Source organism: Rhizobium croatiense (genome assembly GCF_019793465.1).
GTDB classification, from domain to species: domain Bacteria; phylum Pseudomonadota; class Alphaproteobacteria; order Rhizobiales; family Rhizobiaceae; genus Rhizobium; species Rhizobium croatiense.
The window spans coordinates 39,222-62,476 of record NZ_JAILYJ010000009.1 but is presented as its reverse complement, the minus strand read 5'-3'; the positions used below and the strand labels follow the sequence as shown (position 1 = coordinate 62,476).

The following is a 23,255-nucleotide window of genomic DNA, read 5'->3' as shown; positions in this document are numbered from 1 at the left end:
TTCCACCCGAACTCAGGCCGCCGCGCCGATGATATCGGCATAGCCGTTGGCTTCGAGCTCATGCGCCAGCGTCTTGTCGCCCGACTTGATCACCTGGCCCTTGTAGAGCACGTGAACCATATCAGGCACGATATAGTCGAGCAGGCGCTGATAGTGGGTGATGACGACGACAGCGCGGTCGGGCGAACGCAACGCATTGACGCCGTCGGCGACGATCTTCAGCGCGTCGATGTCGAGGCCCGAGTCGGTTTCGTCGAGCACGCAGAGCTTCGGCTCCAGCAGCGCCATCTGCAGGATCTCGGCGCGTTTCTTCTCGCCGCCGGAGAAGCCGACGTTGAGCGGCCGCTTCAGCATCTCGGTGTTGATCTGCAGCTTGGCCGCAGCATCCTTGACGCGACGCATGAAATCCGGCGTCGTCAGTTCGTCCTCGCCACGCGCCTTGCGCTGCTCGTTCATCGCCACCTTGAGGAACTGCATGGTGGCGACACCCGGGATTTCGACCGGATACTGGAAGGCAAGGAAGATACCCTTGGCGGCGCGCTCGGACGGATCGAGCTCGAGAATGCTCTCGCCATTATAGAGAATGTCGCCTTCGGTGACTTCGTAGTCGCTGCGGCCGGACAGCACATAGGAGAGCGTCGACTTGCCGGAGCCGTTCGGCCCCATGATCGCGGCAACTTCGCCAGCCTTCACGGTGAGGTTCAGGCCACGGATGATCTCGGTGCCGTCTTCGGCAATGCGGGCATGAAGGTTTTTGATTTCAAGCATCTTTGTCTTTCCTGTTATCCGGCGGACTTCAAGGATCCGCCCAATTGACCGCTCGCGCTGGTCTCGATCCGTCATCCTCGGGCTTGTCCCGAGGATCTAAGCCCTCAATTGTAATCGCTCCACTCCCGCGTATTCGGATGCGGTCGATAGACATTCTCAATTTCATCAATCCGCTCATAAAGGTCTATCCAGGTCGGATTGAGCTCCTCTATGAGCTTTATTTTCCACTCGCGCATATAGCGCTTCAGGGATTTCTCCCGCTGGATCGCCAACACAATGTTCGGATGGTTCTCGAACCAAACGAGATTCTTTGCTCTGTATTTCTGCGTGAAACCCTTATGGATTTCGTTGCGGTGTTCCCATATGCGACCGTGCAGATCACTCGTAACGCCGGACGCCCCGCGGTTTGTCGGACATCATATAGACAAAACCAGTCATCCCTGTCCCTGACCGCAGCAGATCCTCGGGACAAGCCCGAGGATGACGGAGGCTGTGTTTTAGCCGACACTCCCCTCAAGCGAAATGCTGATCAGCTTCTGTGCCTCGACGGCAAATTCCATCGGCAGCTCCTGCAGCACTTCCTTGACGAAGCCGTTGACGATGAGTGCAATCGCCGCCTCCGTCGGGATACCGCGCTGCAGGCAGTAAAACAGCTGATCCTCGGAGATCTTCGAGGTTGTCGCCTCATGCTCGAACTGCGCCGTCGAATTCTTCGCCTCGATGTAAGGCACGGTATGGGCGCCGCACTTGTCACCGATCAACAGCGAATCGCACTGGGTGAAGTTGCGCGCGTTTGACGCCTTGCGGTGAGCCGAGACCTGGCCACGATAGGTGTTGTTGGAAACACCGGCGGCGATGCCCTTGGAGACGATGCGGCTCGAGGTATTCTTGCCGAGATGGATCATCTTGGTGCCGCTGTCGATCTGCTGATGGCCGTTCGAGACGGCGATCGAATAGAATTCGCCCCTGGAGTCGTCGCCGCGCAGGATGCAGGACGGATATTTCCAGGTGATCGCCGAGCCGGTTTCGACCTGCGTCCAGGAGATCTTCGAGCGGTCGCCGCGGCAATCGCCGCGCTTGGTGACGAAATTGTAGATGCCGCCCTTGCCTTCCTTATCACCCGGATACCAGTTCTGGACGGTGGAATATTTGATCTCGGCATCGTCGAGCGCCACGAGCTCGACCACGGCGGCATGCAGCTGGTTTTCGTCGCGCTGCGGCGCCGTGCAGCCTTCGAGGTAGGAGACGTAGGCGCCCTCTTCCGCGATGATCAGCGTGCGCTCGAACTGGCCGGTGCCCTTCTCGTTGATGCGGAAATAGGTCGACAGCTCCATCGGGCAGCGAACGCCCTTCGGCACGAAGACGAAGGAACCGTCGGTGAAGACAGCCGAATTCAGCGTCGCGTAATAATTGTCCGAGGTCGGTACGACCGAACCGAGATATTTCCGGACGAGATCGGGATGTTCGCGGATGGCTTCCGAGATCGACATGAAGATCACGCCCGCCTTCTTCAGCTCCGCCTTGAAGGTGGTGACCACAGAGACGCTGTCGAAGACCGCGTCGACGGCGATCTTCGGCTTCTCGACGCCGGCAAGAATCTCCTGCTCACGCAGCGGAATGCCGAGCTTCTCATAGACCTTCAACAGCTCCGGATCGACCTCATCGAGCGACTTCGGACCCGGCGTGCTTTTCGGCGCAGCGTAATAATAGATGTCGTTGAAATCGATCTTCGGATAATTGACGCGAGCCCAGGTCGGCTCTTCCAGCGTCAGCCAGCGCCGATAAGCTTCCAGACGCCATTCCAGCATCCATTCCGGCTCCTGCTTCTTGGCCGAAATGAAGCGGATGATATCCTCGGACAGGCCCTTCGGCGCCTTGTCCATTTCGATGACGGTCTCGAAACCGTATTTGTACTGGTCCACATCGATCAGGCGCACCTGGTCGATCGTTTCCTGCACGGCAGCCATTTCATTCTCCAATCTCGCCGGATCCAAGGTCCGGCAGCTTGTAGCATATGGGCAATCGTCTCGCCCTTCATGTCGGGCAATACTTTGCCCTGATGGTCGGGCAATTCCTTGCCCTGATGTAAGAGGCCAAAAGGGACTTTTCAGCCCGATTGGCAAGCAGAAATTTGCGTTTCCGCAAGTTTATGATGCGGTCAGGCCGCCTCGCCCGCCGACCTGCGCCGGCAGGCGATCTTCGCAAAAGCGGCAACCGCCCTGTCTATGTCTTCTTCCGTGGTCGAGAAGCCGAGCGAGATGCGCAGTGCGCCGAGCTTGGCGTCGCGGCCCATCGCCGTCAGCACATGGCTTTCGCCAAGCCGTCCCGACGAGCAGGCCGAGCCCGCCGAGAGCGCGACACCTTCGAGATCGAAAGCGATCTGTCCGGTCTCGGCCTTCAACCCCGGCAGGGTGAAGAAGATCGTATTGGCGACACGCTCGCCGCTCTCGCCATGGATGATCACGTCGGCGGCGTGCCGTCGCATGCCTTCCTCCAGCCGCTCGCGCAACGCGCCGATTGCCGCATTGCGCGTCTCCAGCTCGCCCGTGGCCGTCTCGGCCGCCGCGCCAAAACCGATCAGCGCCAGCGAATTCTGTGTCCCCGACCGGTGACCACGCTCCTGCCCGCCACCCTGGATCAGCGGCCGCGGCATCAGCGCCTCGCCGCGCGCAATCAGCGCGCCGGCACCTTTCGGTCCGCCGATCTTGTGCGAGGAGACGATCATGAAATCGGCACCGATCCTGTTGATATCGAGCGGGATACGGCCGGCCGCCTGCACGGCGTCGACCACGAAAAGTCCGCCATGGGCATGCACGATTTTTGCCGCCGCCTCGACCGGCTGGACAATGCCCGTCTCGTTGTTAACAAGCATGACGGCGACCATCGGCAGGCCGGCGGCCTTGTCATGGGCAGCAAGCAGGCGGTCAAGCGCGTCGAGATCGACGATGCCGGCTTCCGTCACCGGAATCTCGGTCATTTTCTCCTTGGGAAAGCGCCCGCCCTCGCGCACGGCGGGGTGTTCGATCGCCGAAAAATAGAGACGGCCAAGCTGAAGCGGCGTCCGCCCCATGCGGAAATCCGGCGTCAGCACCAGATTGGCGGCTTCCGTCGCGCCGCTGGTGAAGACCACATTGCCGGCATCGGTGCCGGCCAGTGCCGCTACCTTGCGTCGCGCGCCTTCGATGGCGGCGCGCGCGGCGCGTCCCTCTCCATGCACGCTGTTCGGATTGCCAAACACGTCGATGGCGCGCATGATCGCCTCGCGCGCTGCCGGGTGCAGCGGCGCTGTGGCATTCCAGTCGAGATAAAGGCGTGGCGGCGCCATGATCTTCAGTCCTGCGCTTGACGAGCTTGCTTCAGCACCCGCGGTTCATTTTTCTTGAAATTTCCGCCGGGCTTGCCTTATGACACGTTCCACGAAGCGTGGATCGCCATGCAAGTTTCGAATTGTTCTAAACTGCGTTTTAGAAAAGCTGACAACGTTAGTCAAGTCATGTTGTCGTCCAACGCAGCGCGAACGCGAAATAAAACCCGGAGTACCAATGCCCGAAGTAATTTTCAACGGCCCAGCCGGCCGTCTTGAAGGCCGCTACCAGCCCTCCAAGGAAAAAAGCGCGCCCATCGCCCTGATCCTGCATCCGCATCCGCAGTTCGGCGGCACGATGAACAATCAGATCGTCTACCAGCTCTTCTACATGTTCCAGAAGCGCGGGTTCACGACGTTGCGCTTCAATTTCCGGGGCATCGGCCGCAGCCAGGGCGAATTCGACCACGGCGCCGGCGAATTGTCGGATGCCGCCTCGGCGCTCGACTGGGTGCAGAGCCTGCATCCCGATTCGAAGACCTGTTGGGTCGCCGGTTATTCCTTCGGTTCCTGGATCGGCATGCAGCTCCTGATGCGCCGGCCGGAGATCGAGGGCTTCATGTCGATCGCCCCGCAGCCCAATACCTACGACTTCTCCTTCCTGGCGCCCTGCCCCTCCTCCGGCCTGATCATCAACGGCGAGGCCGACAAGGTGGCGCCGGAAAAGGACGTCAACGGCCTTGTGGAGAAGCTGAAGACCCAGAAGGGCATTCTCATCACCCATCGCACCGTGGCCAACGCCAACCACTTTTTCAACGGTCAGGTGGAGACGCTGATGAGCGAATGCGAGGACTATCTCGACCGCCGCCTCAACGGCGAACTGGTGCCGGAGCCGGCGGCCAAGCGAATTCGCTGACGCGTAACGCGAGCCCTTTATCCGTCGAGCAGCGGTCGGACCCTAGGCGGACGCGTTCGGCCGGTTGCCGTAAAGAGTTAGAGTTTTGACTGCATCGCGGCGGTCAGCTCGAAAGCGGTGCCGGACACTCCGTCGATCAGGATCGGCGCGCGTTCGCGCATGCCGATCTTCCTGAGAACGCGCTGGGAGGCGACGTTTTCGGGATGCGTGAAGGCAATGAAAGCGGGCGCAAGTCTGCTTTCGAAAAACCAGTCGGCCAGGGCGCTTGCCGCTTCCGTTGCCAGGCCCTTGCCCCACGCCTCCTCGATCAGGGAATAACCGAGCTCGAACTGCTCGCCCCTGAACCGCGAAATGCCGGCGCGGCCGATGAACCGGCCGTCCTCCCCGAGGAGCTTGTATTTGGTTGTGCCGTCGCGCGCCTGTTCCTCGAACCAGCCCCGCAGCCGCTGTTCCGCCTTCTCGATACTCCACGGCGCGTTACCGGGGAGATATCGCGTCGTCGCCGTCGTCGAATGCAGCCGCTGCACCAGCGGCGCATCGCCTTCGTTCCACATGACGAAACGCAGCCGCGACGTCCGAAGGATCAGCCGCTCGTCACTCATGGCTTTGCCAGCACCCCACCGCTGACGGGAGCGTCAACGCCGGTCGTGCCCGGAAATGTCAGCGGCAGCCCGTCCAGCGAGCGAACGGCGAGATAAGCCCAGGCTTCGGCCTCCATCGCATCGCCGTCGAATCCGGCTTCCTCGGCGGTCAAGACCCGCGATCCCCGCCCTTCGGCCATGATTGAAAACTCCGCCATCAGAGTGGCGTTCAGCCGACCGCCGCCGCAGACGATGTAGATCGACGGGATCTCGGGCAGGAAGCCAGCAGATTTAATGATCGAAGCGGCAGCGACATGGGCGAGCGTCCGGGCGCCGTCTTCGAGGCTCGCCTCGCCCTGATGAAGCGGCGCGAAATCGCCGCGATCGAGCGACCGGCGGACATTGCCGCGGAAGAACGGGCTTTGCAGATATCGCTCCGCCAGGGCGGCGACCAGCTTGCCGCGTCCGCCGATCTCGCCGCCGGGATCATAGGTTTTGCCGGTCTTCATCTCCACCCATTGGTCGATCAGCGTATTGCCCGGCCCGCTGTCGAAGGCCGATATGCGGCCGTCAGTGCCGATCGAGGTCAGATTGGAGATGCCGCCGATGTTGACGAAGCACACCGCCTGTCGCGCCTGCTGGAATTTTCCGGCGAGTGCGGCGTGATAGGCCGGCACCAGCGGCGCGCCCTGCCCGCCATGGAGCATGTCATTGGCGCGCATGTCGTAGACCACCGATATGCCGGTTCGCCGGGCGAGGTCGCCTCCGTCGCCGATCTGAATCGTCAGTCCGTCGTCGGGCCTGTGAAGCACGGTCTGACCATGAAAGCCGAGAACATCGACGGCATCGGCAGACAGCCCGAAACGCTCGAGGAATGCCGTAACGGCAAGCGCATGCCGTTGGGTCAACTCAAGCTCGATGTCGCGAAGTTCCGCGGGTCGCTCGCACCTATCGGTTAGCGGACGCGCCAGGTCCAGCGCCCGCTTGAGCCGCTCGCGAAATTCGGCCTCATAGGGCACACCGAGGAATGGCCCGCGCTCGATGAAACCGCGGCCGTCTGTCCTGATCAGCGCGACATCGATTCCATCCATTGACGTGCCGCTCATCAGCCCGATCGCGGTTCTGATCACGTCCATGAGGCTTGCCTCCCATGCGATTCCCGGATGCACTTTTGTAAAAACAGTGCTAAACGCGCCGCGACAGATCAACAACAACGAAGTTGCGTAAGGCCACACGGGACCGTGCGCAGACACCAAGAGACGAAAGCCATGTCCGAGTTCAAGTCCGATTTCCTCCGCACGCTGAAAGAGCGCGGCTTCATCCATCAGGTTTCCGATGAAAGCGGCCTCGACGACCTGTTCGCGAAGGAGGTCGTGACGGCCTATGTCGGCTACGATGCAACCGCGACCAGCCTGCATATCGGCAATTTGATCTCGGCCACCATGCTCTACTGGCTGCAGGAGACCGGCCACCGGCCGATCGCACTGATGGGCGGCGGCACGTCGATGGTCGGCGACCCCTCCTTCCGCGATGAGCAGCGCAAGCTTTTGACGCCGGAGGCGATCAATACAAACATCGAGGGCATCAAGAAGATCTTCTCGCGCATATTGCACTTCGGCGATGGTCCGACCGATGCCTTCATGGTCAACAATGCCGATTGGCTGATGAAGCTCAACTATGTCGAATTCCTGCGCGACGTCGGCCGGCATTTCTCGGTCAACCGCATGCTCTCCTTCGACAGTGTCAAGCTTCGCCTCGATCGCGAGCAGTCGCTCTCCTTCCTCGAATTCAACTACATGATCATGCAGGGCTACGACTTCGTCGAACTCAGCCGCCGCTACGGCTGCCGCCTGCAGATGGGCGGTTCGGATCAATGGGGCAATATCATCAACGGTGTCGATCTCGGCCACCGCATGGGAACGCCGCAGCTTTACGCGCTGACGACGCCGCTCCTGACCACGAGCTCGGGCGCCAAGATGGGCAAGTCCGCCTCCGGCGCCGTCTGGCTCAACGAGGACGTCTTCAGCCCCTATGATTTCTGGCAATACTGGCGCAACACCGAGGATGCCGATGTCGGCCGCTTCCTGAAGATCTTCACCCGCCTGCCGCTTTCCGAGATCGCCAGACTCGAAGCGCTCGGCGGCGCCGAGATCAATGAGGCGAAAAAGATCCTCGCCACGGAAGCGACCGCCATCGTCCACGGCCGTGAGGCCGCCGAAGCGTCCGCTGAAACGGCCCGCACCACCTTCGAGGAAGGCCGGGTCGCCGAAAACCTGCCTTCCGTCGATATCCCGGCCACCGAACTCGACGGCGGCATCGGCCTGCTCTCACTGATGGTCCGCGCCGGCCTTGCCGGCTCCAACGGCGAGGCCCGCCGCCACGTCCAGGGCGGTGCGGTGCGCATCAACGACGAGGCGGTCAGCGACGAACGCCGGCTGATCGGCAGCAATGAAATCACCGCCGACGGCGTCATCAAGCTGTCGCTCGGCAAGAAGAAGCACATCCTGATCCGCCGCGCGGCGTAAGCGGCTTCAATTCCGAACGGATATCAAAGCCGGCGCCCGCGCCGGCTTTTTCTTTGCCCAATTTTGCAGTTGGCGCGCACCCCTCACTCGCCGCCAGGCTGAGACGTCGCGTCCGTTCGTTCAGCCTCCCGGAAGACATAGGGTGGCGGGTCGACGTCTGGTACGCGCGTCACGCGTGACCACCAGCTGATCGAGAACGTCGGCGGCGTCACGGTCGCATCGAGGGGAACCGTCAGCACATGGGCGGAACGGATGAGCTCCGGCGGCCTCAGCCGCGCGCCCTTATCCGCAGACTGCGAAGCCTCGCCTGCTGCAGCGGCGATCACCGCGACCGATATGAAAGAGACTGTCCGAGCGCACTGCATGGCATCCTCCGACATTGCGCCGACCGTTGTTTGCCGGATTCACATTACATCAGAGTTATCTAAAATAAGCAAAACATCACTATTCGACTTACCTGATCGAGCCTTTTCCGCCCGCCGGGATTTGCGACCAGATGGATTGGGAGCGCCGGCACGATCAACGATCTCGACGATCTCCTCAGGCGCAAGAGATTTAGCGGTTCTGCCTCGCCCGTCTTACTGAAACTCGAAGATTTGCCGGAAAACACCGGGCGCGATGATCGACAGCGGGTTGATTTGCAGGTTCGGCTGGTCGAACTTGCCGGTCAGCTTGAAGGTGATGCCGATCAGGCCGCGGTCGCTGCCGTTGCCGAGGATGACGCCGATCAGCGGCAGTTCGGCGAAGAGGCGGTTGAGGCCGTAGGCCGGCATGAAGGTGCCGGTCATATCCATATTGCCCTTGCGGTCGCGCACCACGCCCTGGAAGGTCGCGCCGATCTGGTCGCCGCGCAGCACCCCGTTCTCGATGCCGATCATGCCGCCCCGCGAAACGATGCGGGCAAAGCCGCGCTGGAAGCGTTGCGAAGAAGTGTCGATGTCGCGTTTGACGGCCTCGTTGAGGCTGCGCTGCTCGTTTCCGACGGGTGTCGAGACGATCGAGCGCAGGCGCTGTTCGTTGACGATCGAGAAACGGCGCACATCGAGCGAGCCGTCCCAGCCGCCCTGCGCACCCAACCGGATCGCCAGATTGAGCAGGCCGCCCTGCATGTGCTGGTAGAGATCGGCGAAACGGGAAACCGCGCCGGCATCGCCGCTGGTAATATTGATGACGCCGCCATCCTTCATCTGGCTGACGACGGCCTCGCCACTGTCGGTGACGCCGGAAAAATTCAGAGCCTGCAGCTTGTCGCCGCGCAGTGACACCTGCGCTTGGAAATTGCCGACCTTTTCGTCGTTGAAACCGATGACGTTTTTCAGCTTGGCCCGCACCGACACGCCGATATTGTCGCTATCGCCGCCCTCGTCGCTGTCCGAGCCCGATTTCAATCGCGCGATGACCGGCCGCGCATCGGCGCTGGTTCCTGAAACGGAGACGTCGAAATTGCCCTTGCTGCGCTTCACCGACAAAGCGAAATCGTCGAGCGAGGAGAGCCTGACGCTGTCGAAATCCGCGGAGATCAGGCCCGTCTTGCCGACGTTCAGCGATCCAGTGGCGCCGAAGCCGTCACCCTTCAGCCGGAAATTCTTGATCTCAGTATTTTCGGGCGGGCCGGACATCTCGAATTCCGCGGATGCGGCAATGCCGCTGCCTTTCGACCAGCCGATCCAAGGCAGGTCGAGCATCGATTTGGTGAGGTCGAGCTGAACGTCTTGCCGGTCGTCGTCTATCCGCGTCAGCACCATCTTCAGGTTACCCCTGACGATATCGGAAAGCCCGGGCATCACCTTGCTGCGCTGATCATCCGAAAGCGTCGCCGTGATCACGCGCTGCCGCTCCACGCCAGACGACGCTTCGACCGGCTCGGTCAGATCGATATCGGCTGGAATGCCGTCGATCTCGCCTTTGGCGTCGAGCGTGATCAGCTTCGGATCGCCATTCAGCATGCCGCTGACATTGCTGATCGTGCGGCCGGAGAATGGCTTGGCCAGATCGACGTCGGTGAGCTTCATGGCGGCCTTCCACTCGGCCGGCGGCGGGTTTTGCGACGACAGCAGTCCGAAATGCGCCTTCACATTCGCGTCGATGTGGCCCTTGAAATCGTCAGGCGCAAAGCCGGCGCGCTGCAGCACCCGGATCGGTTTGTAGGTCAGGAGCTCGCCGACGGCGTCCGCCGCACCGGAGACCGCAAGATCGATATCAGCCATCAGCGGTTTGTCGTAGGCCGAAGGTATGACGAACGTGCCCTGCCCGAGACCGACGGACCGGCCGGACGGGAAATAGGAGGTGCCGCTCTTGATCGAAATCGTCGCAACCGGCCCCGTCAGATCGAAATGCGCCGCCGTATCGCGCACCGGCGGAATGTCGCCGGCCACGTTCATCCGCGCGCCGGCAATGTCGAAGCCGATGCGGATCTGGTTGGCGTCGAGCTTCAATCCCTTGCCGCCGGCTGCCTCGTCAAGCCGTCCGAACGGGATGAAGACGGATATGGCGGCGTCGGTGACGGTACCGCCGAACAGATTGCCGTGCACCCATGTGCGCACCTTGGGCGCCATCCAGAACGGCCAGAGCTGCTTGATCGCCGTCGTCTGCAGCTCTCTGGACTGACCGGCAAAGCTGATTTCCGGCGACTTATCGCCGAGCCTGACGTGCAACGCCCCGTAAAGCGCGCCAAGCGGGCTGGAAACGGTCATGTTGGGAAACAGAAATTCCCGGCCGGCGACCAGATAACGCCCGGTCGCCTGGATATCGAAGGACAGCGGCTGTTCGCCGGAGGCGCCAGGCGCGGCGGTGCCGCCGCTGACAAGCAGGTCGATGCCGAAACCCTTGCCGGCCTGCGGGTCGAGCTTGTCGAGATCAATCAGCGCGCCGTTGATGGGAACCGTGGTCGCGCCGAACCGGGCGTTCGACTTGGCGATCTCGAGTGTTTGCTTGGCGAAATCATAGGCGAGGTTGATCTGCCCGCCCGACAGCTCCTGCGGATCGCCGTCCGCGTAAATCAGGCCGGGATCGATATCGACCGTTGCGGCAAGCGCCGGCTGCACGCCATCGCGCTCCCTGGTCGCCGACACTGTCAGGTCGACGAAGGCGCTGAGCCCCTGCCGTATCATACCCTGGTCGTTGCGTTTCAACGCAAAGGGGGTGAGGTCGGCGTGCTTGAGCGTCGCCACCAGCTTCGACACCTGGCCACCGTCCTTCTCGGCCAGCACGTCGAGCTCCGCCACCTCGCCGTTGAGCACAACCTCACCTCTCAATTGCAGCGAGGATGGCCCGGCATGCGCAAAGACAAGATTGTCGACGACGAGCGACAACGGGCCGTTTGCGGTATCAGCCAATTTGACGTCGATGCCGGAGATGCGCACCGAATTGGTCGAGCCGCGTGTCACGATGCTGTCGAACATGTCGAGCTGCGAGAAGATCCTCTCCATCGCCGCCGGCATGGCGTCAATGCGCAGATCGTCGAGCTTGACGGGGTTGCCGGAGGGCAGAAGCGCTGTGTCGAGCGCGATATCCTCCGCTTCGATATCGGCGACGGCGATGCGGCCGCGGAAAAGCTGCAGCGGATCAAGCCCGAGCCGCACCGAACCCGTCGTCGACAGGTGCTGGCCGCTCTGCTGGTCGATCATATTGACGTTGCGCGCTTCGAGCGCGAGCCGGAAGTCCGAGGTGAATCGGATGACGGTGGAGCCGACTTCGGCCCGGTAGCGCGGTCCGGCCACGCCGTTCAGCGCCGCCTGCGCCTGCTGCGACAGCGGCTTGTCGAACATGCCGCTCTCGACGGTGAAGACGATGGCGCCGAGGATCAGGAGAATCAGCCCCAGAAATCCCAAGGTCAGCTTCGCCGTGCGGCGCATCGGCGAACGCGGCGGCGGGCAATGAACGATGATCGGATCCTCGGTCTGGGCGGACGGCAAGCGGTCCAGCGCAACGATATCCTTCTTGCGAAACGTGACCTTTTCGCCGCGGATGGCTGACATGCGCCCTCGGGCTCTCCCTTAAATCGAAGAATTGAACCCGGCCATGCTGGACGGGTTTCCGTCCACTATATAATTCGGGGAGAGACAGTGTCATCCACAAACCCGGCAAAAGAAAGGTTTTCCCAATGGCGGTTCCCGGCATCGGTGCCCTGGCCCCCGATTTCAATCTCCCCCGCGACGGCGGCGGCCGTATCTCGCTTTCCGATTTTCACGGCAAGCCGCTGGTGCTGTTCTTCTATCCCAAGGATGACACCACAGGCTGCACCGCCGAATCGCTGGCTTTCACGGCGCTGGCGCCGGAGTTTGAAGCAGCCGGTGCTGCCGTGATCGGCATGTCGCCCGATTCGGCCGCCTGCCATGACAAGTTCATCAGGAAACACCGCCTTTCGGTGGCGCTCGCCTCGGACGAAGAGAAGACGACGCTGCAGGCCTATGGCGTCTGGAAGGAAAAGAGCATGTACGGCCGCAATTTCATGGGCGTCGAGCGCACCACGTTCCTCATCCGCCAGGATGGCACGATCGCCACGATCTGGCAGAAGGTGAAGGTGCAGGGCCATGCCGAAACCGTGCTCGAGGCCGTCAGGAATCTGGCCGCGTGACCGGCGATTTCGCGATAAGCTCGTTGCGCGGCGGCGCCATCGACGCCATCCGCTCGGCCGATCTCGACCGCAAGACGGCCCTTGCGCAGGAAAGCGCCACCCGCTGGTTCGCCCGCCGGGTGTCGCTGCGCTCGCCGCTCGACGCCGCCCTGCCGGAAAGGCCCGGCCGTCCCGACAAACCGGTGCTGACGCCGCCGACCCAGGTGGAGAAACGCTCGCTGCACACGCTGAAAGGCCGGATCGCCCTGCTGCATGCCATCGCCCATATCGAGCTCAACGCTGTCGACCTGGCGCTCGATATCGTTGCCCGATTCGCGACCGAACAGGTGCCGAATTCCTTCTTCGACGGCTGGATGCAGGTCGCTTTCGAGGAGGCGAAACATTTCCGCATGGTACGCGCCCGCCTCAACGATCTCGGCGCCGATTACGGCGATCTTCCCGCTCATGACGGGTTGTGGCAGGCGGCCCATTCGACGCGCAACGACCTGACGGCAAGGCTCGCCGTCGTGCCGCTGATTCTCGAAGCCCGCGGCCTCGACGTCACACCGTCGCTGCAGGCCAAGATGCGCGAGACCGGCGATCTCGAAAGCGCTGCCGTGCTCGACGTCATCTATAACGACGAAAAAGGTCATGTCGCCGTCGGCGCCAAATGGTTCCGCTTCCTCTGCGCCCGCGAAAAGCGCGATCCGGCAAAGGCCTTCCAGGAGCTGGTGCGCGCCAATTTCCGCGGACCGTTGAAGCCACCCTTCAACGATCTCGCCCGTGCCGAAGCCGGGCTGACGCCGTCTTTCTACCGCTCGCTGGCATCGATCAGCCACGCCTGAGGTGATTGATTTTCTGACGCAAACGACGGCCGAGAAAGCATTCATTAACCATAACGGTGTCTAATTTCCGAAAGAGGCGTAGAGCATCAATCGGGAGAGCCTGCGTGAACAGCGGACATCAGCACCGGGTATTCGGCAGGCGAGCGCAGGAACACATCCTCATCCTGGCAAGCGGCGACAAGGTGCGCCACATGACGGTCCGGCCGTGGATGGCGGCGCTTGCCTTCTGCTTCGTCGGCGTCTTCTCGATCGGCTATCTGCTGGCGACCTCCTACCTCGTGCTGCGCGACGACCTGATCGGCGCCACCATGGCGCGCCAGGCGCGCATGCAGCATGACTACGAGGACCGCATCGCCGCCCTTCGCGCGCAGGTCGACCGCATCACCTCCCGCCAGCTTCTCGACCAGCAGGTGGTCGAGGACAAGGTCGACAAGCTGATGGAGCAGCAGCTGGCGCTGACCTCGCGCCACGGCAAGCTCGACAATCTGCTCGACCGCGCCGAAAGCTCCGGCCTGACGGAAAAGAACGGCGCCCTGCCGGCGCCGTCATCGCCCGTCCACTCCTTTGCCCCCGACATCAAGGACAAGCGCGCTTCGCTCACCGGCGGCATCGAGGCGATCGAGAGACAGCTGGCGAGCGGCACGCCCGCCGACGCGACGCCCGACAATACGACGCTTGCCTATGTGCCGTCCGCCGAGACGGTTGGCGACCGCGCCGACCGGATCTTCTCCAAGGTGACGCTGTCGCTGAAGGATGTCGAGCAGGACCAGCGCAACCGCGTCGAGCAACTGACGAGTGACGCCGGCCACGCCGCCAGCGCCATCGAGACCGTGCTGACCCGCTTCAAGATTCCTGTGCCCGAGGAGACGGCCGCCGCCAGGCAGGAGGAGGAGAGCGCCATCGGCGGCCCCTATCTGGAACCCGAGAGCAACGACGATTTCAACAATTCGCTGGCCGCCCTCGACGGCGCGCTGACCCGGCTGGAGGCTGTGCGCAGCACCGCCGAGGCCCTGCCCTTCCGCAATCCCGCCATCGGCAAGGACGTCACCAGCCCCTTCGGCAACCGCCGCGACCCGTTCCTCGGCCGCCTGGCGCTCCATTCCGGCATTGACTTCCGTTTCTCGCCGGGCGAGAGGATCCGCCCGACGGCGCCCGGCAAGGTCATCGCTGCCGGCTGGACGGGCGGCTACGGCAATATGGTCGAGGTCGACCATGGCAACGGCATCTCGACGCGCTACGGCCATATGTCAGAGGTTCTCGTCAAGGTCGGCGAGACGGTCGGCCGCAACGATGTCATCGGGCTTGCCGGCAGCACCGGCCGCTCGACCGGTACCCATCTGCACTATGAAGTGCGCCAGAACGGCCAGGCGGTCGATCCAGTATATTTCATGAATGCCGGCCTTAAACTCGCCAGCTATATCAAGTAATGGCCATCAGGTAACCATCGCTTCACTCTGCACGGAGTGCGCCCTCTCTATTTCTTGACTTGCCGACCATTCGGGGCTATGTCGCGCTGCATTGCGGCATGCAATCCCGCCGACTCGTTCAGAGCTCGGCCGAACCGGAACGGAAACAGTTTTCCCTTTGACGACATTCGCTGACCTTGGCTTGAGCCAAAAAGTGTTATCCGCTGTTACCGACGCGGGCTATACGATCCCCACGCCTATTCAGGCGGGGGCCATTCCCTTTGCGCTCGAACGTCGCGACATTTGCGGCATTGCGCAGACCGGAACCGGCAAGACCGCATCCTTCGTGCTGCCGATGCTGTCGCTATTGGAAAAGGGCCGCGCCCGCGCGCGCATGCCCCGCACGCTGATCCTCGAGCCGACCCGCGAACTCGCTGCCCAGGTCGCCGAGAATTTCGAGAAGTACGGCAAGAACCATCGTCTGAACGTCGCTCTGCTGATCGGCGGCGTGTCGTTCGAAGACCAGGACCGCAAGCTTGAGCGCGGCGCCGATGTGCTGATCTGCACGCCCGGCCGCCTGCTCGACCATTTCGAACGCGGCAAGCTTTTGATGAGCGGCGTCGAAATCCTCGTCATCGACGAAGCCGACCGCATGCTCGACATGGGTTTCATCCCCGATATCGAGCGCATCGCCAAGCTCATCCCCTTCACCCGCCAGACGCTGTTCTTCTCGGCGACCATGCCGCCGGAGATCCAGAAGCTCGCCGACCGCTTCCTGCAGAATCCGGAGCGCATCGAGGTGGCAAAGCCGGCATCGGCCGCCAAGACCGTGACGCAGCGCTTCGTCGCCTCGCACAGCAAGGACTACGAGAAACGCGCGGTTCTGCGCGAGCTCGTCCGTGCGCAGACCGAGCTGAAGAACGCCATCATCTTCTGCAACCGCAAGAAGGACGTCGCCGATCTCTTCCGTTCGCTGGAGCGCCACGGCTTCTCCGTCGGTGCGCTGCATGGCGACATGGATCAGCGCTCCCGCACGATGATGCTGCAGAGCTTCCGTGACGGCAATCTCCAGCTGCTGGTCGCCTCCGACGTCGCCGCCCGCGGCCTCGACATTCCGGATGTCAGCCACGTCTTCAATTTCGACGTGCCGATCCATTCCGAGGATTATGTCCACCGCATCGGCCGCACCGGCCGTGCCGGCCGGTCGGGCGCCGCCTTTACGCTCGTGACCAAGCGTGACACCAAATTCGTCGATGCGATCGAGAAGCTGATCGGCGAAAAGGTCGAATGGCTGAGCGGCGATGTGAATTCACTGCCGCCGGCCGAAGAAAGCGCCGACAACGAGCGCCCGCGGCGCAACAGCCGCGACCGCGGCGCAAAGGGTGAGCGCGGCGAGAGGGATCGTGGGCGTGGGCGCGGCAATCGCGGCGCCGCGAGTCATAAATCTGATAACGACATACAGGATAATGACGTCCAAGTGATCGAAGCAGCACCAGCAAGGGCCGAAGTCTTGAAGAACGAGCGCAAAGCAGAGCAGAAGCCGCAAAACAATGCGCGCAACAATCGGCCCTACCCGGCAAACGACGACAGCCGCGACCGCCGCCGTCATCGCGATCACGACGACGGCCCGACCCCGGTCGGTTTCGGCGACGACATCCCCGCCTTCATGCTGATCGCCGGCAGCGCCAAGGTCTGAACATCCAATGGGCAGGCCCGGCCATGATTTCCCGGGCCTCGGCGTTGGTCTGGTGATCCTTCGAGACGACAGGATCCTCCTCTACAGACGCGTGAATCCGCCTGAAGCGGGCTACTGGAACATTGTCGGCGGCAAGGTCGATCACATGGAGCCGGCTGAAGAAGCCGCACGTCGCGAGGCCGAAGAAGAAACCGGCCTCAAGATCGGCCGGATCGAACGGATTGCCGTGACCGAACAGATCCTCGATGCCGACCGCCAGCACTGGATGTCTATCCTTTATCTCGCCCGCGATGTCGAAGGCGAGCCGCAATTGACCGAACCGGACAAGCTTTCGGATTTCGGCTGGTTTGCCTTAACCGATTTGCCCACGCCGCTGTCGGCCTTTACCAGGGCGGCAATATCTGCTTTGCCGGCCGCCGAACAGCGTTAATGCATGTCGCCCGGAAGTGTGCAGCGGTTCCGGGACAACGACATGCATAAAAACAAAGAGCTAAAGCGCGTTGCGTGAATCAAATTTGATGCGACGCGCTTTAGTCCTCTGCGCGTAGCGCCGCCTCATAGGCAAGCCTTACCCATTTCGCCATCAGATCGGGATCGTCGTAGGCCTCTTCGGGGATCGACCAGTAGGGCATCTTCACCGGCTTGCCCTTCTTGCCCTCATAGGCCCATTGCGTGGCGCCGGCGGCGGCAAATTCCGGGGCGCTTGTCTCGTCGGCCTTCAGCAGCATCTCGTCGCGCACTTCAACTGCAACGATGCGCCCGAGGTGATAAATGCCTTTGCCGCCGAACATGCGCTTGATCGTGACTGGGCCGAGCCCCTGAAACATTTCCTCGATCCCGGCATTGTCCATTCTCTATTCCCTCAAAATCCCCGCTGCGGCGATCACAGCGTGTGATAATCCCGGTTCATATAAATGAGCGCCGGATGCTTCTCACTGAAGCGGACGGCGGCGACTTCGCCGAAGATGACGTTATGGGTCGGCATTTCCTTGATGTCGGTCACCCGGCAATCGAAGGCGGCAAGCGCATCGGCAAGGACCGGCGCGCCGGTGACAAGTGTGTCGAAACGGGCGCCGGCGAAGCGTTCGTCATCGGCAAGCGCCGTGCGTCCGGAGAACGCGTCGGCAACGCTCTGGTGGTGAGCGCCGAGCGTGTTCAGCACGAAGATACCGCTGCGGAAAAAAATCTCGTTCTTCGGATTGGTGTTGTTGAGGCAGATCAGCACCGAGGCCGGATTATCCGAGACCGAGCAGGCGGCTGTTATGGTGACGCCCCGGCGCATGCCTTCCATCACCGTCGTCACGAGTTGCACATGGCCGGCATAACGGCTCATGGCATCGCGATAAAGGCCGGGGTCGATATGCTGCCTGTTCAACAACTGCTTCTCCGTACGCTCTTCTGCCGACTGCATACATCCATAAATCGGAATCGATCTGAGGACAAAATTACGCGGCAATTCAAAGTGCTGCAGCGTCCTTTGCGTCACCGAAAGGACGTCCTGCGCTGCAGTTCGACTTTCCATCGCGCCAATATGGCGAGCATGGGTTACCTTTTCTACAATAGGACCGGTGAAAAGCATTGGGTTACGCTTGTTTTTCTTTGACGATCGCGGCCTTGCGGATAAAAGGGCATGGACGATGGCTAGGGATCTCCGCCTTTCATGATCAACCTGCGTGGCATAGCTTCCGTTCTGATGCTGCTGGGAGCGGCGGCGCAAGGCCACGCGGCCGGCGTGACGGTCGGCGTCGTTGCCCCTGAAAGTGGCCCGCTCGCCCTGCTCGGCGCACAGATTGCCGCCGGCGCCGGTTTCGAGATCCAGCAGTCGGGCAATACGCTCGTCGCCGTCAACGAAACCTGCGAGGACAATGGCGGCGTGGCAGTCGGCGATGCGCTTGTCGCGGCCAAGGTGCAGATCGCCGTCGGCTTTCTCTGCAGCGAGACGCTGGAAGGCGCCCTGCCGAAGCTGAAGGATGCCGGCATTCCGGCGATCACCGTCTCCGTGCGCTCGCGCATCCTGATGGAGGACGCGCTGAAAAATGGCTGGCCGCTCTTCCGCATGGCGCCCGCCGATGGCGCCGAGGCGGCAAAGATCAACGAAGTGATCCTGAAGAACTGGGCAGCCGACCCGATCGCCCTGATCGAGGACGGCACCATTCACGGCCGCGAACTGACGGAAGCGGTGCGCAACGCGCTGGAACAGAACGGCCTGAAACCGGTCTTCACCGATACCTATCGCCCGGGGCAGGAGCAGCAGATCGCTCTTGTCCGCCGCCTGAAACGGGCCGGCGCCACCAGGGTCTTCGTCGGCGGCGACCGCAACGACATCGCCGTCATCGCCCGCGACGCAGAAGCCGAGAACATCCCGCTCTCCATCCTCGGCGGCGACGCCATGCGCGCCGCCGATCAGCCGCTGCCGCTCGGGTCCGGCGTGCGCGCCGTCGCCCTGCCCGAATATGCCGTTCTGCCGGAAGCCGCGGCGGCGGCCGAAACGTTGCGCGCCAAAGGGATCGAGCCGGAAGGTTATGTCCTGCCGTCGCTGGCGGCGGCGTTCATTGCCGGCCAGGCGGCCGAAGCCGCCGCTGCGGCCGGCAAGCCCCTGCAGGAGACGCTGCTCGGCACGACATTCCAGACCCCGGTCGGTGCCGTCGCCTTCACCGGCACGCATGAGCTTTCGCAAAACCCGTACCGCCTGCTCGAATGGCGCGGCAACGGCTTTTTTCCACCGGCTGCGCCGACGCAATAAGCGGCGGCCAGCCTTGAATTCCGGCGCCCTGCTCGGCTGGCGCCCATATGGAGTAAGACTTGATGACGCTGCCCATTCGCATTGCCCCCTCGATCCTCGCGGCGGATTTCGCCAGGCTCGGCGAGGAGGTGCGCAATGTCACCGCGGCCGGGGCCGACTGGATCCACCTCGACGTGATGGACGGGCATTTCGTGCCGAACATCTCCTTCGGCCCCGATGTCATCAAGTCGCTGCGCGCCTATACGGACGCCACCTTCGACTGCCACTTGATGATCTCGCCGGTCGACGACTATCTCGAAGCTTTCGCCAAGGCCGGCTGCGACCGCATCACCGTCCATGCCGAATCCGGGCCGCATCTGCATCGGTCGCTGCAGACTGTCCGCAATCTCGGCAAGAAGGTCGGGGTGACGCTCAATCCGGCAACCCCGCTCAGCGCCATCGAGAACGTGCTCGACGATGTCGACCTCATCCTCATCATGTCGGTCAATCCCGGCTTCGGCGGACAGAAGTTCATTCCGGCGATGGCAGCCAAGATCGCGGCGGCAAAGTCGCTGATCGGTGATAGGCCGATCGAGCTTGAGGTCGACGGCGGCGTCACTGTGGAAACGGCGCCGGCAATCGCCCGCGCCGGCGGCAACGTCCTCGTCGCCGGCTCGGCGATTTTCAAGGGTGATACGGTCGAGGATTATCGCCGGACCGTCGCCGATCTGCGTCAGGCAGCCGAAGGGGCACGCGCATGAAGAAGCAGCTTTTCTTAGGCGGCGTGCTCGCCGCCGCACTCGCCGGCCTGCCCGGCCTGTCACTTGCCGGCGACATTGCCAGTATCCAGCCGATCGGCTTTTCCGCCGACGGCAAGGTCTTCGCATTCCAGGAATTCGGCCTCAAGGAGGGCAGCAATGTCCCCTATTCCAACACCTATTTCATCGATACCGATAAGGGCCAGTATCTCGAGGGCACGCCGTTCCGCACCGAGCTGACCGACAAGGACGCCAATCTTTCCAAGGCGCGGCGGCAGAATCTCACGGCGGCGCGCGGCCAGATGGACAAATACGATCTCCTGACCAACCCCGGCCTGATCGCCGCCTTCAATCCGCCGACCGAACTCGGCTCACCCGCAAAGACGCTGCGCTACACGACGCTTGCGACCGACGGCCCGCCGAAATCGCCCTATACGCTTTCGCTCGGCGAGTTGCCGATCGCGGTGCCGAAGGACTGCGCGGCGATCGCCAAGCGGGTCCTCGGCTTCAGCCTGCAGATGATCGAGAAGGAAGGCGCTCCGAACCGGCAGGCGGCGCGCCAGGTGCAAACGGTTCCGGCCGAGCGCGCATGTTCGGTCGAATACAGGATCGGCGGCGCCGTCGTCTATCAGCCGGAAGCCGCAAACCAGGTTCATATCGCCCTCGTCCTGGCCTTCGATGCGCAAAGGAACGGACGCTGGATCGCCGTTGCGGTTCATCCCTGAGCTGGTTGCCCGACATGGAGCGCCTCAGGGCGGCATGGCCGCCCTACTCCCATCTGATCCTCGGCGCCTTGCTTTGGGCCGTGCAGATGCTCGTCTCCGCCATGCTGGGTCTCTATCTCCGCAACGGCCTGGAGACGAGCCGGCTTGCCGAAGTCGCCGCGCTCTATTTCCTCGGCGGCCTGCTCGCCTGGCCCTTCGCTTTGCCGACCGCCCGCTTCCTCGCCTATGGCAAGCCGCCGGAGGCGCGTTTCGCCGCCTTTTTCGTGACGCTGATCGCGGCCACAATCGCGATGACGGCCTTCCTCTTCGCGATGGAATATCGGATCTTCTATTCGCGCTGGCACGCGCCCTTCGGAAGCGACATCTGGGTCTTCCAGTTCATCTTCACCAGCATCAGCGCCGTCTATCAGTTCCTGGTGATCGGTCTACGCCTTTTCCTGCCGCTTGGTCTCGTCTGCCTTGTCGTCAGCAGCTATTATCTTGCCAAACGCATGCGTTGAGATTGCCGCCGGTCTTTGCTACAGGGGCGCAGACATTGATGCACAACCTCTTGAAGTGAAGGCAGCCGCCCATGATCCCGCGTTATTCCCGGCCCGAAATGGTCGCCATCTGGTCTCCCGAAACCAAGTTCCGCATCTGGTTCGAGATCGAGGCGCATGCCTGCGACGCGCTGGCCGAACTCGGCGTCATCCCGAAATCGGCGGCAAGGACGATCTGGGAAAAGGGCGGTGCGGCCACCTTCGACGTTGCCCGCATCGATGAGATCGAGGCCGTCACCAAGCATGACGTCATCGCCTTCCTGACCCACCTCGCCGAGATCGTCGGCCCGGATGCACGCTTCGTCCACCAGGGCATGACCTCATCAGACGTGCTCGACACTTGCTTCAACGTCCAGCTGGTGCGCGCCACCGATATTCTGATTGCCGATCTCGACCGGTTGCTGGCGGCACTGAAAACCCGCGCCTTCGAACACAAGGACACCGTCACCATCGGCCGCTCGCACGGCATCCATGCCGAGCCGACAACCTTCGGCGTCAAGCTGGCGCTCGCCTATGCCGAATTCGAGCGCTGCCGCCAGCGTCTAGTCGCCGCCCGCGAGGAAGTCGCGACCTGCGCCATCTCCGGCGCCGTCGGCACCTTCGCCAACATCGATCCGCGCGTCGAGGAACATGTCGCCGAGGCGCTTGGCCTGAAGGCCGAGCCGGTCTCGACCCAGGTCATCCCGCGCGACCGCCACGCCATGTATTTCGCCACCCTCGGCGTCGTCGCCTCGTCGATCGAGCGCCTGGCGACCGAGATCCGTCATCTGCAGCGCACCGAGGTGCTGGAAGCGGAGGAATATTTCTCGCCGGGCCAGAAGGGCTCCTCGGCGATGCCGCACAAGCGCAACCCGGTTCTCACCGAAAACCTGACCGGACTCGCCCGCATGGTCCGCTCCTACGCCCTGCCGGCCATGGAAAACGTCGCCCTCTGGCACGAGCGCGATATCTCCCACTCCTCGGTCGAACGCATGATCGGCCCCGACGCCACAGTCACCCTCGATTTCGCCCTCTCGCGTCTGGCCAGCGTCATCGAAAAGCTGCTGGTCTATCCCGAAAACATGGAGAAGAACCTCAACAAATTCCGCGGCCTCGTCCACTCCCAGCGCGTCCTCCTGGCGCTGACCCAGGCCGGCACTTCCCGCGAAGACGCCTACCGCCTGGTCCAGCGCAACGCGATGAAGGTCTGGGAACAGGGCAAGGATTTCCTGGAGGAGCTGCTGGCGGATGCCGAAGTCCGCGCGGCACTTTCCGAGGAGGATATTCGCGAGAAGTTCGACCTTGGCTATCATACCAAGCACGTCGACACGATTTTCCGGCGGGTATTTGGGAACGCTTGAGAAATTCCCAACCCTCGGCGTTATCCTCGGCCTTGTGCCGAGGATCTGCCACATATCAGCCGGCAGTAGATCCTCGGGAATTGTATTTAGCTTTTCTCAAGCGGCCGTTGTTTCATCTTCGAGGTCTTGGCGCTCCCAGGGCGTTTGCGCGCCTCGGTCTTTTTCGGCGTAACGGTTTCTGCAGCATCCGTCGTCCTGCAAGCCTCCGTCTCGCCCCTGCCCTTGGCAGCCTTGGCGACAAGTCGGTCGAGATGCTTCAACTCATCCTCGTCAAGATTTTCGATGCCGATGAAGCGGTTTTCGGCGTGGCTCGTCAGGATGATTTCGTTGAGCTTGGCCTGGATCGCCCGCGTGTCGCGCGTTTGGGCGTTCTGCAGCACGAAGACCATCAGGAAGGTGATGATCGTCGTGCCAGTATTGATGATCAGCTGCCAGGTTTCCGAATAGTCGAAGAAGGGGCCGAGTGCGGCCCAGACGATGACGATGCTCAGCGCCAGGATGAAGATGACGGGCTTGCCCGCCCATTCCGATGTCTTGGTTGCGAAGCGGGCGAACAGATGTTTCATCGTCACGTC

Annotated in this window: 23 protein-coding genes; 12 read left to right on the top strand and 11 right to left on the bottom strand. The window is 62.4% G+C overall.

The features are described from left to right. Positions 1–12: 12 nt before the first annotated feature. The 4 genes from sufC to K6M89_RS15990 form a co-directional block, all read right to left on the bottom strand. Positions 13–768, bottom strand: coding sequence for a Fe-S cluster assembly ATPase SufC (gene sufC / locus K6M89_RS16000; RefSeq protein ID WP_222140110.1), 756 nt, complete (start codon positions 766–768; stop codon positions 13–15). 104 nt (positions 769–872) lie between these two features. After that, positions 873–1,112: a GIY-YIG nuclease family protein gene (locus K6M89_RS31770; RefSeq protein WP_369010566.1), complete on the bottom strand. Its 240-nt coding sequence runs from the start codon at positions 1,110–1,112 to the stop codon at positions 873–875. 153 nt (positions 1,113–1,265) lie between these two features. Next, positions 1,266–2,735: a Fe-S cluster assembly protein SufB gene (sufB, locus tag K6M89_RS15995; protein ID WP_097583892.1), complete on the bottom strand. Its 1,470-nt coding sequence runs from the start codon at positions 2,733–2,735 to the stop codon at positions 1,266–1,268. Positions 2,736–2,926: 191 nt separating this feature from the next. Beyond that, positions 2,927–4,093 (bottom strand): cysteine desulfurase family protein, encoded by a 1,167-nt coding sequence (locus K6M89_RS15990; protein WP_222140109.1) that lies wholly within the window; start codon positions 4,091–4,093, stop codon positions 2,927–2,929. 217 nt (positions 4,094–4,310) lie between these two features. On the opposite strand from K6M89_RS15990, the gene K6M89_RS15985 reads away from it, so the two are divergent. Then, on the top strand, positions 4,311–4,988 hold the full coding sequence (locus K6M89_RS15985; RefSeq protein ID WP_004675601.1) for an alpha/beta hydrolase: 678 nt from the start codon (positions 4,311–4,313) through the stop codon (positions 4,986–4,988). A gap of 77 nt (positions 4,989–5,065) precedes the next feature. Here K6M89_RS15985 and K6M89_RS15980 read toward each other — a convergent pair whose 3' ends face one another. Together K6M89_RS15980 and K6M89_RS15975 are read right to left on the bottom strand one after the other, a co-directional pair. Next, positions 5,066–5,590, bottom strand: coding sequence for a GNAT family N-acetyltransferase (locus tag K6M89_RS15980; RefSeq protein WP_222140108.1), 525 nt, complete (start codon positions 5,588–5,590; stop codon positions 5,066–5,068). Beyond that, positions 5,587–6,705, bottom strand: a complete 1,119-nt coding sequence (locus K6M89_RS15975) for an anhydro-N-acetylmuramic acid kinase (RefSeq protein WP_222140107.1) — start codon at positions 6,703–6,705, stop codon at positions 5,587–5,589. The genes K6M89_RS15980 and K6M89_RS15975 overlap by 4 nt, the downstream gene beginning before the upstream one ends. A gap of 132 nt (positions 6,706–6,837) precedes the next feature. On the opposite strand from K6M89_RS15975, the gene tyrS reads away from it, so the two are divergent. Then, positions 6,838–8,094 (top strand): tyrosine--tRNA ligase, encoded by a 1,257-nt coding sequence (tyrS, locus tag K6M89_RS15970; RefSeq protein ID WP_222140106.1) that lies wholly within the window; start codon positions 6,838–6,840, stop codon positions 8,092–8,094. Positions 8,095–8,177: 83 nt separating this feature from the next. Here the strand turns inward: tyrS and K6M89_RS15965 are convergent, their stop codons facing one another. Continuing rightward, positions 8,178–8,459: a hypothetical protein gene (locus K6M89_RS15965; RefSeq protein ID WP_097583901.1), complete on the bottom strand. Its 282-nt coding sequence runs from the start codon at positions 8,457–8,459 to the stop codon at positions 8,178–8,180. A gap of 213 nt (positions 8,460–8,672) precedes the next feature. Beyond that, entirely contained in the window at positions 8,673–12,071 is a 3,399-nt protein-coding gene (locus K6M89_RS15960) for a YhdP family protein (protein WP_222140105.1), read from the bottom strand. Positions 12,072–12,196: 125 nt separating this feature from the next. Between K6M89_RS15960 and K6M89_RS15955 the strand changes: the two genes are divergently transcribed. From K6M89_RS15955 to K6M89_RS15935, 5 genes are all read left to right on the top strand, one after another. Further along, positions 12,197–12,670 (top strand): peroxiredoxin, encoded by a 474-nt coding sequence (locus K6M89_RS15955; RefSeq protein ID WP_009983859.1) that lies wholly within the window; start codon positions 12,197–12,199, stop codon positions 12,668–12,670. Next, positions 12,667–13,494, top strand: coding sequence for a ferritin-like domain-containing protein (locus K6M89_RS15950; protein WP_097583905.1), 828 nt, complete (start codon positions 12,667–12,669; stop codon positions 13,492–13,494). The genes K6M89_RS15955 and K6M89_RS15950 overlap by 4 nt, the downstream gene beginning before the upstream one ends. Before the next feature lie 104 nt (positions 13,495–13,598). Beyond that, complete coding sequence (locus tag K6M89_RS15945) at positions 13,599–14,921, top strand: M23 family metallopeptidase (protein WP_222140104.1); 1,323 nt, start codon at positions 13,599–13,601, stop codon at positions 14,919–14,921. A gap of 157 nt (positions 14,922–15,078) precedes the next feature. Continuing rightward, positions 15,079–16,596 carry a DEAD/DEAH box helicase gene (locus K6M89_RS15940; RefSeq protein WP_222140103.1) on the top strand — a complete coding sequence of 506 codons (1,518 nt, stop codon included), beginning with the start codon at positions 15,079–15,081 and terminating at the stop codon, positions 16,594–16,596. A gap of 7 nt (positions 16,597–16,603) precedes the next feature. After that, positions 16,604–17,026, top strand: coding sequence for an NUDIX domain-containing protein (locus K6M89_RS15935; RefSeq protein ID WP_097583910.1), 423 nt, complete (start codon positions 16,604–16,606; stop codon positions 17,024–17,026). A gap of 100 nt (positions 17,027–17,126) precedes the next feature. Here the strand turns inward: K6M89_RS15935 and K6M89_RS15930 are convergent, their stop codons facing one another. Then, entirely contained in the window at positions 17,127–17,447 is a 321-nt protein-coding gene (locus K6M89_RS15930) for a TfoX/Sxy family protein (RefSeq protein ID WP_009997829.1), read from the bottom strand. 32 nt (positions 17,448–17,479) lie between these two features. Further along, entirely contained in the window at positions 17,480–17,974 is a 495-nt protein-coding gene (locus tag K6M89_RS15925) for a flavin reductase (RefSeq protein WP_222140102.1), read from the bottom strand. Positions 17,975–18,256: 282 nt separating this feature from the next. Between K6M89_RS15925 and K6M89_RS15920 the strand changes: the two genes are divergently transcribed. The 5 genes from K6M89_RS15920 (at position 18,257) to purB (ending at position 22,680) form a co-directional block, all read left to right on the top strand. Further along, a complete protein-coding gene (locus tag K6M89_RS15920; protein WP_222140101.1) occupies positions 18,257–19,339 on the top strand; it encodes an ABC transporter substrate-binding protein in 1,083 nt (360 codons plus the stop codon). Between the two features lie 62 nt (positions 19,340–19,401). Continuing rightward, on the top strand, positions 19,402–20,079 hold the full coding sequence (gene rpe / locus K6M89_RS15915) for a ribulose-phosphate 3-epimerase (protein ID WP_097583913.1): 678 nt from the start codon (positions 19,402–19,404) through the stop codon (positions 20,077–20,079). Next, positions 20,076–20,801, top strand: a complete 726-nt coding sequence (locus tag K6M89_RS15910) for a DUF2259 domain-containing protein (protein ID WP_222140100.1) — start codon at positions 20,076–20,078, stop codon at positions 20,799–20,801. The genes rpe and K6M89_RS15910 overlap by 4 nt, the downstream gene beginning before the upstream one ends. A gap of 14 nt (positions 20,802–20,815) precedes the next feature. Next, entirely contained in the window at positions 20,816–21,301 is a 486-nt protein-coding gene (locus K6M89_RS15905) for a hypothetical protein (RefSeq protein WP_222140099.1), read from the top strand. A gap of 71 nt (positions 21,302–21,372) precedes the next feature. Further along, complete coding sequence (gene purB, locus K6M89_RS15900; RefSeq protein ID WP_222140098.1) at positions 21,373–22,680, top strand: adenylosuccinate lyase; 1,308 nt, start codon at positions 21,373–21,375, stop codon at positions 22,678–22,680. An 86-nt stretch (positions 22,681–22,766) separates the two neighbouring features. Here purB and K6M89_RS15895 read toward each other — a convergent pair whose 3' ends face one another. Beyond that, entirely contained in the window at positions 22,767–23,246 is a 480-nt protein-coding gene (locus K6M89_RS15895) for a low affinity iron permease family protein (RefSeq protein WP_222140230.1), read from the bottom strand. Between the last annotated feature and the right edge of the window lie 9 nt (positions 23,247–23,255).

Bases quoted from the DNA above. Each gene is read 5' to 3' on its own strand.
- K6M89_RS15910 (WP_222140100.1), top strand. From the start codon at position 20,076: ATGAAGAAGCAGCTTTTCTTAGGCGGCGTGCTCGCCGCCGCACTCGCC.
- K6M89_RS15960 (WP_222140105.1), bottom strand. From the start codon at position 12,071: ATGTCAGCCATCCGCGGCGAAAAGGTCACGTTTCGCAAGAAGGATATC.
- K6M89_RS15990 (WP_222140109.1), bottom strand. From the start codon at position 4,093: ATGGCGCCGCCACGCCTTTATCTCGACTGGAATGCCACAGCGCCGCTG.
- K6M89_RS15930 (WP_009997829.1), bottom strand. From the start codon at position 17,447: ATGGACAATGCCGGGATCGAGGAAATGTTTCAGGGGCTCGGCCCAGTC.
- tyrS (WP_222140106.1), top strand. From the start codon at position 6,838: ATGTCCGAGTTCAAGTCCGATTTCCTCCGCACGCTGAAAGAGCGCGGC.
- K6M89_RS15920 (WP_222140101.1), top strand. From the start codon at position 18,257: ATGATCAACCTGCGTGGCATAGCTTCCGTTCTGATGCTGCTGGGAGCG.
- sufC (WP_222140110.1), bottom strand. From the start codon at position 768: ATGCTTGAAATCAAAAACCTTCATGCCCGCATTGCCGAAGACGGCACC.
- K6M89_RS15895 (WP_222140230.1), bottom strand. From the start codon at position 23,246: ATGAAACATCTGTTCGCCCGCTTCGCAACCAAGACATCGGAATGGGCG.
- K6M89_RS15965 (WP_097583901.1), bottom strand. From the start codon at position 8,459: ATGCAGTGCGCTCGGACAGTCTCTTTCATATCGGTCGCGGTGATCGCC.
- K6M89_RS15985 (WP_004675601.1), top strand. From the start codon at position 4,311: ATGCCCGAAGTAATTTTCAACGGCCCAGCCGGCCGTCTTGAAGGCCGC.
- sufB (WP_097583892.1), bottom strand. From the start codon at position 2,735: ATGGCTGCCGTGCAGGAAACGATCGACCAGGTGCGCCTGATCGATGTG.
- K6M89_RS15980 (WP_222140108.1), bottom strand. From the start codon at position 5,590: ATGAGTGACGAGCGGCTGATCCTTCGGACGTCGCGGCTGCGTTTCGTC.
- rpe (WP_097583913.1), top strand. From the start codon at position 19,402: ATGACGCTGCCCATTCGCATTGCCCCCTCGATCCTCGCGGCGGATTTC.
- purB (WP_222140098.1), top strand. From the start codon at position 21,373: ATGATCCCGCGTTATTCCCGGCCCGAAATGGTCGCCATCTGGTCTCCC.
- K6M89_RS15905 (WP_222140099.1), top strand. From the start codon at position 20,816: ATGGAGCGCCTCAGGGCGGCATGGCCGCCCTACTCCCATCTGATCCTC.
- K6M89_RS15975 (WP_222140107.1), bottom strand. From the start codon at position 6,705: ATGGACGTGATCAGAACCGCGATCGGGCTGATGAGCGGCACGTCAATG.
- K6M89_RS15955 (WP_009983859.1), top strand. From the start codon at position 12,197: ATGGCGGTTCCCGGCATCGGTGCCCTGGCCCCCGATTTCAATCTCCCC.
- K6M89_RS15935 (WP_097583910.1), top strand. From the start codon at position 16,604: ATGGGCAGGCCCGGCCATGATTTCCCGGGCCTCGGCGTTGGTCTGGTG.